The 12,319-nt window shown below is 33.6% G+C and carries 15 protein-coding genes; 10 read left to right on the forward strand and 5 right to left on the reverse strand.

Features of this window, described 5'->3' with window-relative positions; all coding sequences use genetic code 11:
- Positions 1–18 precede the first annotated feature (18 nt).
- Entirely contained in the window at positions 19–198 is a 180-nt protein-coding gene (locus tag FNW21_RS01725) for a hypothetical protein (RefSeq protein ID WP_144255002.1), read from the forward strand.
- A 245-nt stretch (positions 199–443) separates the two neighbouring features.
- Here FNW21_RS01725 and FNW21_RS01735 read toward each other — a convergent pair whose 3' ends face one another.
- From FNW21_RS01735 to FNW21_RS01745, 3 genes are read right to left on the reverse strand one after another with little or no spacing between them, the layout of a single operon-like run.
- Entirely contained in the window at positions 444–668 is a 225-nt protein-coding gene (locus tag FNW21_RS01735) for a hypothetical protein (protein WP_144255004.1), read from the reverse strand.
- 11 nt (positions 669–679) lie between these two features.
- Positions 680–1,075, reverse strand: coding sequence for a DUF5675 family protein (locus FNW21_RS01740; RefSeq protein ID WP_144255005.1), 396 nt, complete (start codon positions 1,073–1,075; stop codon positions 680–682).
- A 1-nt stretch (position 1,076) separates the two neighbouring features.
- Entirely contained in the window at positions 1,077–1,832 is a 756-nt protein-coding gene (locus FNW21_RS01745; protein WP_144255006.1) for a hypothetical protein, read from the reverse strand.
- Positions 1,833–3,570: 1,738 nt separating this feature from the next.
- Between FNW21_RS01745 and FNW21_RS01755 the strand changes: the two genes are divergently transcribed.
- Positions 3,571–4,326 carry a helix-turn-helix domain-containing protein gene (locus tag FNW21_RS01755; protein ID WP_144255008.1) on the forward strand — a complete coding sequence of 252 codons (756 nt, stop codon included), beginning with the start codon at positions 3,571–3,573 and terminating at the stop codon, positions 4,324–4,326.
- Positions 4,327–4,400: 74 nt separating this feature from the next.
- Positions 4,401–5,555, forward strand: coding sequence for an FAD-dependent oxidoreductase (locus FNW21_RS01760; protein WP_235889572.1), 1,155 nt, complete (start codon positions 4,401–4,403; stop codon positions 5,553–5,555).
- Positions 5,556–5,650: 95 nt separating this feature from the next.
- On the opposite strand, the gene FNW21_RS01765 is transcribed toward FNW21_RS01760, so the two are convergent.
- A complete protein-coding gene (locus FNW21_RS01765) occupies positions 5,651–6,403 on the reverse strand; it encodes an SDR family NAD(P)-dependent oxidoreductase (protein WP_144255009.1) in 753 nt (250 codons plus the stop codon).
- A 130-nt stretch (positions 6,404–6,533) separates the two neighbouring features.
- Between FNW21_RS01765 and FNW21_RS01770 the strand changes: the two genes are divergently transcribed.
- The 4 genes from FNW21_RS01770 (at position 6,534) to FNW21_RS16495 (ending at position 9,243) form a co-directional block, all read left to right on the forward strand.
- The gene (locus tag FNW21_RS01770) at positions 6,534–6,881 is read left to right on the forward strand and encodes a winged helix-turn-helix transcriptional regulator (RefSeq protein WP_144255010.1); all 348 of its coding nucleotides are present in this window, start codon (positions 6,534–6,536) and stop codon (positions 6,879–6,881) included.
- Positions 6,882–6,967: 86 nt separating this feature from the next.
- On the forward strand, positions 6,968–7,864 hold the full coding sequence (locus tag FNW21_RS01775) for an NmrA family NAD(P)-binding protein (protein ID WP_144255011.1): 897 nt from the start codon (positions 6,968–6,970) through the stop codon (positions 7,862–7,864).
- A gap of 20 nt (positions 7,865–7,884) precedes the next feature.
- Entirely contained in the window at positions 7,885–8,805 is a 921-nt protein-coding gene (locus tag FNW21_RS01780; protein WP_144255012.1) for a helix-turn-helix domain-containing protein, read from the forward strand.
- Positions 8,806–8,958: 153 nt separating this feature from the next.
- On the forward strand, positions 8,959–9,243 hold the full coding sequence (locus FNW21_RS16495; protein WP_235889573.1) for an SDR family NAD(P)-dependent oxidoreductase: 285 nt from the start codon (positions 8,959–8,961) through the stop codon (positions 9,241–9,243).
- Positions 9,244–9,384: 141 nt separating this feature from the next.
- Here the strand turns inward: FNW21_RS16495 and FNW21_RS01790 are convergent, their stop codons facing one another.
- Positions 9,385–9,756, reverse strand: coding sequence for a winged helix-turn-helix transcriptional regulator (locus FNW21_RS01790; RefSeq protein WP_144255097.1), 372 nt, complete (start codon positions 9,754–9,756; stop codon positions 9,385–9,387).
- A 110-nt stretch (positions 9,757–9,866) separates the two neighbouring features.
- On the opposite strand from FNW21_RS01790, the gene FNW21_RS01795 reads away from it, so the two are divergent.
- The 3 genes from FNW21_RS01795 to FNW21_RS01805 all read left to right on the forward strand — a co-directional run bounded on the left by FNW21_RS01795 (position 9,867) and on the right by FNW21_RS01805 (position 12,296).
- Positions 9,867–10,472, forward strand: a complete 606-nt coding sequence (locus FNW21_RS01795) for an FMN-dependent NADH-azoreductase (protein WP_144255013.1) — start codon at positions 9,867–9,869, stop codon at positions 10,470–10,472.
- Positions 10,473–10,564: 92 nt separating this feature from the next.
- The gene (locus FNW21_RS01800; RefSeq protein WP_144255014.1) at positions 10,565–11,320 is read left to right on the forward strand and encodes an SDR family NAD(P)-dependent oxidoreductase; all 756 of its coding nucleotides are present in this window, start codon (positions 10,565–10,567) and stop codon (positions 11,318–11,320) included.
- 61 nt (positions 11,321–11,381) lie between these two features.
- Positions 11,382–12,296 carry a helix-turn-helix domain-containing protein gene (locus tag FNW21_RS01805; protein WP_144255015.1) on the forward strand — a complete coding sequence of 305 codons (915 nt, stop codon included), beginning with the start codon at positions 11,382–11,384 and terminating at the stop codon, positions 12,294–12,296.
- Positions 12,297–12,319 lie beyond the last annotated feature (23 nt).

The raw sequence follows: 12,319 nt of genomic DNA on the forward strand, positions 1-12,319 counted from the left end.
AACCTAAAATTGACAAAAATGAAACTATTTATTTTGTACCAAACCGACAATTGGAAAAGCAGAGCATCAAGAGTATGTTTTGGCGTTTTCGTCACCAGAACCAAAGCCATTGACAGCGCAAAATGGCAAGAATTATACAACCATAATTCCGAAGTTGTGGTTGTAGAAGTTACATTAAACCTATTTGAGGAAGTTTAATTTTAGAACGTAAAAAAGCCCATTCCTTGCGGTTTGGGCTTCATTAATGTCTAATCCAAAGGTCACCACAACTAGAATTAGACTATTTTTTGTGCTTTCTAATGAAAAATTTGAGAATTAAAGATATTGAAAAACTAACAACTGCACCAAGTGTGGCAAGAATTATAGTTTTTAAAACATCTTCCGAATGTAAATTCGGTAAAACACTCAAAAATGTACCGCCAGCGGTACCAACCAATGTTGTATTACTGTGTTGTAATGACATCTTCTTTTGTAGTTGTCAATTGGCTAATCGCCGAAATAATACCACCTGCAACGGCTACATATCCACCAATTGTAGTAATTGCAACAGGTAAAGCAACTGGAGCTGCCAAAATTGTTCCGCCTACGGCAGCCAAAACCAATCCGATATTTCGAAGCACTTTAAAAAACTTTGGACTGGGCGATTTTACTCTTTTTATGATATTCATAATCTATGAATTTAAGATTTGATAATTAATGCTACACTTTCGTTTTTGTCTAAAATTGGATTGACTAAATTTTTTAATTTAGCAAAAGCTTTTCTCGACATCAGACCTAAACCTGGTCCAGAAAGTTTTGTTACTGGAGCAATACAACCGTTTAATTCTTGCAAAGCATTATTGGCAGGATGAAACAGAATTAAACTTCTATTTTCTACATTGATTATTTCCAAATGGCATTGAAATTTCTTGCTGTACCGCTTTTTTATAAAATATTTCCCTTCCGGAATGCAGGAAACTTTCGTTTCGTTCATCTTCCACGGCAATTCAATGGTTTTACAAATCAATTTACCTTCGCATTCGAGTTTTCCGTTTGTTCCGTCAGGTAAATAAGTTCTCGATAGTATTAAAACCATCTTACAATCCGCTCACTTGCACCAATGCTAATGGATTAAATGCACCATTTTTCAATGGGTACATTTGACCATTTACTTGTTGATAAAACTCAACTCCAAGAGCCAAAAACAAAGGTTTTGCACTTGCTGGAGTTACAGCGTTTGTTTGGCTAATTACAGCCGTAGCGGTAGTGTCCCAAGGTAAAATTGCCGTTTCTGAATGTGCTTCAACAAATGTTTCCGCTTCAAAATCTACTTCCGCACCAGCAGAAATGATTTTAAAATGTGTTGTTCCAGATGGTGCAGCAATCATATTAGCAGGGATAAATGAAGCCAAATCAACAGTAATATTTCCTGTAACTCTGTCAATTGCTCCCACAAACGGAGCAAATAAACTCGTCCCCAGTTTTCCACTGATATTGAATTCAAAACCTGCTAAAAGTTCGGCTTCACCATCAATTACGTTTCGTAATCCTCTAACACTGGTTAAATCAGCTTGGATTACTTTAACCATTTGTTGCGTTAATCGGCTGACCATTCTACTGTCCGCAGAATTCAAAAGCAATGCTCTCAAAGCCGTTCTTAAAATCTTTCCTGCTTTACCAGCTCGACCAAATTCAGAACCATTTTCACGTGTTCTTTGAAACGCAGGATCGCTCGCAATTCTGCTCGCATCAATGCCACCTTTTTCACGCGCCAAATGTCCATCTTGCGTTTTGTAAAAAGTAATATCTCCGATAGTACCTTTTAATTTAATTATGCCTTTCTGTCTTGCCATAATTTCTAAAATTTAAGTTTAAAAACTCACTAATTACTCTTTCATCCCGATACTCGTTGCAACTAAATCTCGAATGATTATCAGCAAAGTTTTCATCTTTTAAACCTAATTTCAAAAAGTGAATGTCAATAATGGTAGTAAAGAGTATATAATTACCTGTTTTAATCACTTATTCATAAAGTGATTTCCATAACTTTGTAGAGAATCGAAGCCAATTGATTGTATGTTGAGGTTACTCAAAGGCGTACCAAAGGCATAGATAGTGTATTAAAATATAAAAATGTGGTAGGAAGTAACACTAGGGTATGTATTTATCCAAAAGATGTACAACGTATTACAGGTAAAACATATAGGCAGGCAAGATTGTATTTGAAAAAGGTAAAAGATAACCTCAACAAAGAGCCACATCAATTAATTTCAATTGAAGAATTTTGTGCCTTTTCAGGACTACAAATTGAACACGTTTTACGTTGTATTATCGGATAGGATTTGATGCTTCTACGAGGCTCAAAACAATTCTCTATCCATTAAAAACTAGTTCATTAAGCAGTTCAAATAACAGTGTAAACACTTGGTTTATATGGATATATTGATTATATTTACATAAAATATTATTTAACGTTCTTTATTGGTTTTTACTAGTGACCTATTTAATGACCTATCGAAACATATTACAGCTAAACCCTTATAAACACTAGCATAAAAAGAGAGATACAAATCCCTCTTTCTCCGCCAGTAGAAATACAAATTGAATTAAAACCCTTTAAATCGTATGATTTAAAGGGTTTTTGTTTTTACAACACCTTCAAATTATTCATTAATGCGTTAACCTAAAGGGATAAAATCGGTTACAATAAACTATCCGAAATTAGGGTAACCGATTTTTATCTCTGGGATAGTATTTACAAGGCTTCCGAACCAGTTCAATAACCAGTTCAAAAAGTAGTTCACTATCTGAACATCTTGTGATATAGTCTTTTTAGAATTAAATTTAATACTAACTAAAAGGTTACCACAATGAAAACAAAAGTATCAATTCTCTTTTACATCAAGAGATCAAAAGCCAACAATTAAGGCATCTGCCCTATTTATGCAAGAGTAACAGTGCAAGCCAAACGATTTGAGTTTAGTGCTAACAAGTATATAAATCCCGAACGATAGTCGCAAGAAGGGGCTAAAGTGAAGGGTACAAATGAAGAAGCTAGAACAATAAATAACGATCTTGATTTGATGAAATCTAGAGTGATTTGACGTTCAATTGGAACTAATCCATAAAAACGAAGAATTATTTCAGGAAAATTTAAAATCAAGAATATTAAGGATTTGTTGTGTTAGTTTGGTGGGTGTTGTTATAAATAGCACTTTGGTCCAAAAATAATTTAAATTCAAAAAAATGATAGATGTATTTATAAAGGACATTTAGAATATAACGCAAGCTGTTAGGATTTTTAGCACTATTCAAAATAAAAATACGGACTTAATGATTAACTTTGATCTAGCGATACGGTTTTCCCTCTTCTTGCATACATGTTATTTTAAGACTTTAAGGTGATTAAATCAATTCTGATAAAATTTTAGCGATTGTAAAAAAGAAAGGATTTAATTATGAAATTTTGGAGGCGATAAGTTGTATTAATGGGTAGAAATTATGATAGAATTTTAGAAGTACAGACTTTTTGAGATTGTGGAAGTATCAGAAAGTATGCCGTTTTATTTTATTAAAATTAAAAAAACAACAATGAAAATCGAAATTAAATCCCTTTTTCCAGATAGTTCAATTACTCATTTTGTACATAGTTTTTGGATGCTCGAAAACAAAACGCAAAAAGATATTCCTTCGACTGTTTTGCCAAACGGAATGGTCGATTTGATTGTAATGAAAACCGACTCGCAGGAATGGGAAATGGTAATCCGAGGCATTGACACCATGTCGGGTGACGTGAGCATTTTATCCGGAACAAAAATGTTTTCCATTGGGTTCAAATTACTAGCCGTTGAATATTTATTTAAGGATTCTATCAAAAATATTCTCAATGAAGGTAAAATTATGGCAAACGATTATTGGCAATTTGACGAAATGGATTTAATCGATTTAGAAAGCTTTTGTAGTAAAGCAACTCAAATAATAAATACCATTGCAACTCAAACTATTGATAGCCGAAAGAAAAAATTATTTGAACACCTATACGCCACAGATGGCTCAATGTCAGTAAATGAATTGTCAGAAAAAGTGTTTTGGAATAGTCGCCAAATCAATCGGTACTTCAATCAAACTTTTGGTATTTCACTCAAAACCTATTGCAATATTCTTCGGTTCGGAGCTTCTTTTAAACAGATTAGCGAAGGCAAAATTTTTCCTGAACAAAATTTTACCGACCAAAATCATTTTATCAAAGAGATAAAAAAATATGCTGGCGTAACCCCAAAAGAGTTGAGTAAAAACAAAGAGGGTCGATTTCTAAACATTACAGCCATCAAATGTTTTCCATTCTAAAAACGACCGATTTATACTATTTTATTAATCGGTATCGCCACATCTTTGCATTGAAAATTAAACAATGTAAAATCATGATACAAAATAAAAAAATAGCTATTGTTGGCGGCGGTCCAGGCGGATTAATACTCGCAAGACTACTACAACTAAAAAATGTTGCTGTAAAAGTATATGAAAGAGATTTTAATGCAGCCGCAAGAGTGCAAGGCACAACACTCGATTTACACGAAGATTCGGGTTTAAAAGCCATCCGTGAAGCTGGACTTTTAGAAGAATTTAAAAAAAATTATCGACCTGGAGCCGACAGAATGCTCCTTACAAATGAAAACGCTGAAGTTTTTTTAAGTGACCACGAAGGAAAACCCGAAGCCGATTTTGGAAGCGAACATTTTCGACCGGAAATAGATAGAGGCCCGTTAAGGCAACTATTGTTAGAATCATTACAATCCGATACCGTTGTTTGGGACAGCCAATTTGTTTCAATGGAAATACAAAATGAGGGTTGGCTATTACATTTCAAAAACGGAACAGCAGCTTATGCAGATATTGTAATTGGGGCTGATGGTGCAAACTCAAAAATCCGACCTTACATTACCAATATAAAATCTTTTTACACGGGCACATCAGGTTTAATGGGCAGTGTCGAAACCCCCGAAACAACAGCTCCATACATTCATAAACTTTTGAAAGATGGAAAAATAATGGCTTTTGGCGGTGGACTATTTTTTTGTGTAGCCTCAAAAGGAGATGGCAGTTTGGCTTATTATCTTTCCTACAAAACAGACGAGAGCCATTTTAAAAATTTAGATTTAGCTAATAAAAAACAAATGCTTTCTTGGTTCAAAAACGATTTTGCAGAATGGGGCAATGTATGGCAAGAATTGTTTGAAAATGCTGAAACTCCTTTTATGCCTATCCCAATTTATTGTATGCCATTAAATCAAACTTGGGAAGCGTTGCCAAACCTTACAATCCTAGGCGATGCCGCTCATGTAATGCCACCGTATGCTGGCGAAGGAGTTAATATGGCAATGTTAGACGCAGTTGAATTGAGCGAATGCTTAACATCAGACAAGTATAAATCCATACAAGAAGCTATTTCTTTTTATGAAGTAACTATGCGAAAAAGAGCGTCAATAGCAGCTCAAGCCTCTTTAGAAAATGGCGATATGATGCATAGCGAAGGTGCTTTAGAGAAGATGTTGGCTTTTTTTAGCGGAAACGATTAAATTACATAAAATTAATATGTTACGTACAAAAAGTGATTATTAAATACAAGAAATGCTGTCCTTGATAGACAGCATTTCGTATTTAATTCTAGAATTTACAACAAACCACCAGCAACTGTAATCCGCTCTCCAGTAACCCAACCCGCATCATCAGATGCCAAGAAAACGGCAACTTTTGCAATATCGTCTGGCTCACCTGTGCGACCCAATGGCGTCATTGCCACCATTTGTTTTTCTAAATCGCCACCAATTATGCCAGCCGTATGATTCCCTTCGGTATCAGTAACGCCTGGTGCAATCGTATTTACTCGTATTTTTCTAGATCCTAATTCTTTGGCTAATACTTTTGTAAAAGTATCAACCGCCGATTTTGCGGCACAATATACAATCAAACCAGCCATAGGATTGGTGCTTACCGTAGAACTAATATTGATAATGCTTCCGCCACTTTCTCCAAACAATTCAACGGCTTGTTGCGAGCACAACAAATTGCCCAAAACGTGGGTATTCATTTGTCTGTTGAAACTTTCTTCTGAAACAGCTTCTAATGGTTCAAATGCAAAAACACCAGCATTATTGACTAAAATATCCAGTCTGCCAAACGCTTTTTTTGTTTCTTCAAACATGCGTTGCACATCTACCAACTTGGTAACATCGCAATGAACAGCAATGGCAGCACCTCCATTTTTTGTAATTTCATTAACCACTTTTTCGGCACCGACTTTATCTGATGCGTAATTGACACCCACTTTTGCACCTGCATTGGCAAAAGCTTTAGCAATTCCTGCACCAATTCCTTTTGATGAACCAGTAATTACGGCTACTTTATCTTTTAATTTCAATTCCATTTTTATTTACTTAATTAATGAACTGCAAAATTAAATTAAAGGTATCTTTGCCACAAGTATGTACTTATTAGTACCTTATAAACTAAAAAGTATGTATTGTTGATTATCATTGATTTAAAAATGAATAAAAATGAAAAATAAATCAAATAGTTCTGAAACGACACAAATGTGTGGTGTTGATTATGCTTTTAAACGCATTGGTGGAAAATATAAAGGCAGAATTTTATGGTATTTATATTCAAAAACGGTGCTTCGTTACGGTGAGTTGAGCCGAACTTTACCCGATATTACCACCAAAATGCTTACCCAAACCTTACGAGAATTGGAATACGATAATTTGATAACCCGAAAAATGTATCACGAAGTGCCACCAAAAGTAGAATATTCTGTTAGCGAAACAGGGCAAGAGCTCATTCCTTTTATAAAATATTTGCATCATTGGGGGAATAAGCAGTTGGAAAAAGGATTTACTCACTAAATTCAAACACAACAAACGTAGATTTGAACACATCATTATTTTAAAATAGAATGAATTTTACAACATTAAATTTTAAAACAAAAAAGATGAAAATTATTGTAACAGGTTCTTTAGGAAACATTAGCAAGCCATTAACCCAAGAGTTAGTGCAAAAAGGGCATCAAATAACGGTTATTAGCAGTAATCCCGAAAAACAAGAAGCAATCGAAAAATTAGGTGCAAGTCCTGCAATTAGCTCTTTAGAAGATGTTGATTTTATTGCAGAAACGTTTCATGGTGCAGCTATAGTCTATACAATGGTACCACCAGCAAATTATTTTGACCACAGCCTTGATTTATTGGGTTACTACAAAAGAATTGGCAGTAATTATGCAACAGCAATCGAAAAATCGGGTGTAAACAAAGTAATTAATTTGAGCACTATTGGTGGGCATTTAAGCGAAGGAAATGGTATTCTTAAAGGTGCAAACCAAGTAGAAAGTATTCTGAACCAATTGAGTAATGATGTTGCCATAACGCACATGCGACCAACTGAATTTTATTACAACTTATTACCTCAAGTGTATAATGCAAAAGCAAGCGGTTTTATAGGTTCAGCTATTGGTAATGATGTGATTAATTGTTGGGTTTCACCAAAAGACATTGCAACAGCCATTGCAAATGAAATCGAAATTGGAGTTTCAGGAAGAAAAGTGCGTTATGTAGCAAGCGAAGAAATAACCTATGATAAATTGGCAAGTATTTTAGGTGAAGCAATTGGCAAAAAAGATTTAAAATGGGTACAATTTACAAATGAAGAAATGATCAATCGATTAATTGCTGCGGGTATGCAACCTAAAATTGCGGAAGATTTAACAGAAATGTATCATGCCATTCACACTGGTTTATTGTACGAAGATTACAAATTAAATAAACCAATTATTTTTGGAAAAGTGAAAGTAAAAGATTTTGCACTTGATTTTGCAAAGGCTTATAATTCGTAAATTGCAAAATATTTTAAGCAATGAAAACAAATAAAATCCATAGATTTCAAACCATAAGCGAGTACCATCGTTTTCGAGGTTTACCGCAACCTGAACACCCATTAATCAGTTTGGTAAACTTTGAAGAAATGAAAAATACCGATGATTACGACCAAACGAGTTGGTCTATGGATTTTTATTCTATTGCATTAAAGCGAAACATCAACGGCAAAATCAAATACGGACAACAGAAATATGATTTTGATGAAGGCGTTTTATTTTTTATCGCACCCAATCAAATGTTTAGTATTCAAGCCGAAGTTGACAAAATTTTTAAAACAACAGGTTGGATGTTACTCATTCATCCAGATTTTTTATGGGGTTCAAGTTTGGCTCAAAAAATCAAAAAATACGATTATTTTGATTATGCCATAAACGAAGCTTTGTTTCTATCAGAAAAAGAAGAAACAAGTTTGATTACGATTTTGCAAAACATCAAACAAGAATACCAATCCAATATCGATAAATTCAGTCAAGATTTAATTATTGCCCAATTGGAATTGTTTCTTAAATACGCAGATCGTTTTTACAACCGTCAGTTTTTAACCCGAAAAATAAACAACCATCAAATTTTGAATCGTTTAGAAGAATTACTCAATTTCTATTTTGAAAACAACCAAATAAGTGATAGAGGATTGCCAACAGTACAAAATATTGCAGAAAATTTGAATGTTTCAGCAAACTATTTGAGTAGTTTACTAAAAGTTTTAACCGGACTAACCACACAACAACACATCCACAATAAACTCATAGAAAAAGCAAAAGAAACTTTAACGACAACCCATTTATCAGTTGCTGAAATTGCTTACAAGTTAGGTTTTGAATATCCACAATCCTTTAGTAAACTATTTAAAACAAAAACCAAATTTTCGCCTTTAGAGTATAGAAAATCTTTTAATTAGTTAGCATAAATTTAAATTATAAAAAAATGAAAAGAATAAAACAGCATTACTAACAAGTGCCAACAGAAGCATCGGTTTAGAAACCGCAAAATAACTTTCAAAAAATGGAGTATTTGTCTATTAGGGACACGCAACCTTCAAAAAAGAGAAGTAATTGCAGAAGAATTAAAAAACAATGGATATGAAAACATCAAAGCCATTCAAATTGATGTTACCAATAGTGTAACGGTACTTGCAGCCAAAGAAACCATCGAAAAAGAAAAAGGTAAACTAGACATTTTAATAAACAATGCAGGAATACTTGGTGGTATGGAACAAAATGCAACAAATACAAATATTACAATTTTTAAAGAAGTTTATGAAGTAAATTTATTTGGTGTAATAACTGGACCAGAAACTGTAAAAAGTACAGCGGCATTTAGCGTTAAACATACCTAGACCAATAACAATGCACCAACTGGAAAATTCTTTAGTAATGACATCGAAGAGGGAACAGAAATAAGCCCTTGGTAAAACCAAAAAATGAAGAAAAGAAATGCTCAATAGTAAATTCTATTGAGCATTTCTTTTTAATCAAAACTAGTAATTTTTATCTTCTTTTATTTTATTGCGATGCTTTTCACCCCAAACACTCAATTCAATTAAAAGATTTTTTAAAGTGTGGCTATAGTCGGTTGCCTCATAAATTATATTAACTGAAGTTGTCGGATAAACATTCCGTTTGATAAGATAATTTAATTCTAAATCTTTTAATTCATTAGCCAATACTTTAGGAGAAATTCCTATAATTTCTTTCCGTAGTTCGTTAAAACGCTTTGAAGATTGCATCAAGCAAAGAACTAAAGGTAATTTCCATTTTCCGTTCAGGACATACATAGCATCAAAAACATTTTTTAGTGATCCTGCACATTCTTCTTTAGTTGGAATCGTATTATTTTCAATGATTTTCATAGTAGCAAAGATAGAAACTTTCGTAAAAGTAACCGCTTTCCTTTGGGTAACTAATACCTTTTGCATACTGCAAAGCAATACCTTTGTTTTGAAAAATAAATAAATTTCTTATGAAAAAAATACTTCATTTAAAATCAAGCCTAATGGGCGATGCTTCGTATAGTATTAAATTAGGCAATACTATCGTTGAAAAAATTCAAAAAAAATATCCAAATGCTACAGTAGAAGAATTAGATTTGGTAGCAACCGAAATTCCACACCTTACACCAGCCGTACTTCGCACATTATTTATTCCTAAAGAACAATTAACGGAAGAAGACAAAAAAAGCATTAGTTTATCTAATGAGCTTGTGAAGCAGTTACTGAATGCCGACATCATTGTTATTGGCGCGCCGCTAATAAATTTTACAATTCATTCATCACTAAAATCTTGGATTGACCACATTACCAGAGCAGGAATCACTTTTGGTTATGACCAAGAGGGTCGCCCAATTGGAATGGTTACGGGTAAAAAAGTATATGTGGCTATGGCATCTGGTGGTATTTATTCAGAAGGTTCCGGCAAAGCCAATGATTTCGTTGCTCCTTATTTACAAGCTTTTCTTGGTTTTTTAGGAATGACCGACTTGACAATATTCCGTGCAGAAGGATTAAAAGTACCAGGAATAAAAGAAACTGCTATGCAAAAAGCCATTGAAAGTATAAGTATAGATTAAAATCTTGATTTCGGATACAACTAACTCCATTTTGGACACAATCAACCTTTATAATCATCTGACCTTTGTACTTCACAAACAAAGAAGTCAAGATGAATAAGAAATTAGAAAACAAAGTAGTTATTATAACTGGAGCATCCAAAGGAATTGGTGCGGGAATTGCAAAACAAATGGGTGCAGCAGGCGCCAAAGTAGTAGTGAATTACGCAAGTAGCAAAAAAAATGCAGCTGCTGTAGTACAAGAAATAGTACAAGCAGGCGGAAATGCAATTGCCATTCAAGGAGATATGTCAAAACAAGCTGATGTTAAACATCTTTTTGAAGAAACTATAAATGCGTTTGGCGGTTTAGATGTTTTGGTAAACAATGCGGGCATTTATGAATTTGCACTTTTGGAAGGTTTCACCGAAGATTCCTATAGACGAACTTTTGATATTAATATTTTAGGCATACTATTAACTTCGCAAGAAGCAGTAAATTTGTTTGGCACAAATGGAGGAAGTATCATTAATATCAGTTCATTTGCAGGCACAAGACCAGAACCTTATTCTGTTGTTTATGCAGCTTCTAAAGGTGCGGTGGATTCTATTACCTACTCTCTTTCACAAGAATTGGGAACAAAAAATATTAGAGTTAATTCTATAAGACCAGGTGGTGTTTTTACCGAAGGTGTTGCAAAACTGGGCTTTGCAGAAGATTCAGATGCTTTTAGAGGGATTGTGAATAGAAGTGCTTTAGGTCGCATGGCTACACCAGATGATATTGGAAAAATGGCTGTTTTTTTAGCTGCTGATGATTCCAAAATAATTACTGGACAAACAGTTGAAGTTTCGGGCGGATTCAAATAAATAATGATTTAGTGAATAAGAGAAGCTTAATAGCTTCTCTTTTATTTTTTACCTTTACGCAATGAAAAAAAATGTTAAAACAATTAAAACAATAAATTCGATTTCGGAACTGCACCGCATATTGTCTTTGTCTAAACCTTTTCATCCTTTAATCACGCTCATAAACCATAATGAAACAACAACTATTGAAAGTGACAATAAAGAACAATTACTGCTAAATTTTTATAATATTTCTATCAAAAGAAGTTTTCAAGGCCAAATGAAATATGGTAAAAATCAGTATGATTTTGACGAAGGAACAATGTCATTTTTAGCTCCAAATCAAGTAATAACTGTTGATGAGGATCAAACCAGAAACAAAGACGGTTGGTCACTTTTATTTCATCCCGATTTGATTAGAAATTACCCATTAAGTAAAACGATAAAAACGTTCGGATTTTTTTCTTACGACGTAAATGAAGCGTTGCACTTATCAGATGAAGAAGAAAAAATCATAGAAAGTTTAGTTCAAAACATCCAAAAAGAATACCAATCAAGGATCGATACTTTTAGCCAAGATGTCATTGTTTCTAATTTAGAATTAGTGCTTAATTATTGCAACCGCTTTTATAACCGTCAATTTGTAACCAGAAAAATGGCAAATAATGATGAGCTAGCAAAATTTGAAAATGTTTTGAATAGTTATTTCGATACCGATTCTAAATTAGGATTACCAACCGTTACTGAAATTGCCAATCAATTAAACCTTTCTACAAGTTATTTGAGTGATATGTTGCGAACACTTACTGGGCAAAGCACACAACAACACATTCATAATAAACTGATTGAAAGCGCCAAAGATGTTTTAACAACAACCAATTTATCAGTTGCAGAAATTGCCTATCAATTGGGTTTTGAACATCCACAATCATTCAATAAATTGTTCAAGAATAAAACGGAAATGAGTCCATTAAAGTATAGAGCTAGCTTTAATTGATGAATTTGTACTTTTGTTAAAAT

This window comes from Flavobacterium restrictum, assembly GCF_007097245.1.
GTDB classification, from domain to species: domain Bacteria; phylum Bacteroidota; class Bacteroidia; order Flavobacteriales; family Flavobacteriaceae; genus Flavobacterium; species Flavobacterium restrictum.

Excerpts from the sequence above, each read along its gene's own strand:
- FNW21_RS01725 (WP_144255002.1), top strand. The coding sequence starts at position 19 with ATGAAACTATTTATTTTGTACCAAACCGACAATTGGAAAAGCAGAGCA.
- FNW21_RS01735 (WP_144255004.1), bottom strand. The coding sequence starts at position 668 with ATGAATATCATAAAAAGAGTAAAATCGCCCAGTCCAAAGTTTTTTAAA.
- FNW21_RS01740 (WP_144255005.1), bottom strand. The coding sequence starts at position 1,075 with ATGGTTTTAATACTATCGAGAACTTATTTACCTGACGGAACAAACGGA.
- FNW21_RS01745 (WP_144255006.1), bottom strand. The coding sequence starts at position 1,832 with ATGGCAAGACAGAAAGGCATAATTAAATTAAAAGGTACTATCGGAGAT.
- FNW21_RS01755 (WP_144255008.1), top strand. The coding sequence starts at position 3,571 with ATGAAAATCGAAATTAAATCCCTTTTTCCAGATAGTTCAATTACTCAT.
- FNW21_RS01760 (WP_235889572.1), top strand. The coding sequence starts at position 4,401 with ATGATACAAAATAAAAAAATAGCTATTGTTGGCGGCGGTCCAGGCGGA.
- FNW21_RS01765 (WP_144255009.1), bottom strand. The coding sequence starts at position 6,403 with ATGGAATTGAAATTAAAAGATAAAGTAGCCGTAATTACTGGTTCATCA.
- FNW21_RS01770 (WP_144255010.1), top strand. The coding sequence starts at position 6,534 with ATGAAAAATAAATCAAATAGTTCTGAAACGACACAAATGTGTGGTGTT.
- FNW21_RS01775 (WP_144255011.1), top strand. The coding sequence starts at position 6,968 with ATGAAAATTATTGTAACAGGTTCTTTAGGAAACATTAGCAAGCCATTA.
- FNW21_RS01780 (WP_144255012.1), top strand. The coding sequence starts at position 7,885 with ATGAAAACAAATAAAATCCATAGATTTCAAACCATAAGCGAGTACCAT.
- FNW21_RS01790 (WP_144255097.1), bottom strand. The coding sequence starts at position 9,756 with ATGAAAATCATTGAAAATAATACGATTCCAACTAAAGAAGAATGTGCA.
- FNW21_RS01795 (WP_144255013.1), top strand. The coding sequence starts at position 9,867 with ATGAAAAAAATACTTCATTTAAAATCAAGCCTAATGGGCGATGCTTCG.
- FNW21_RS01800 (WP_144255014.1), top strand. The coding sequence starts at position 10,565 with ATGAATAAGAAATTAGAAAACAAAGTAGTTATTATAACTGGAGCATCC.
- FNW21_RS01805 (WP_144255015.1), top strand. The coding sequence starts at position 11,382 with ATGAAAAAAAATGTTAAAACAATTAAAACAATAAATTCGATTTCGGAA.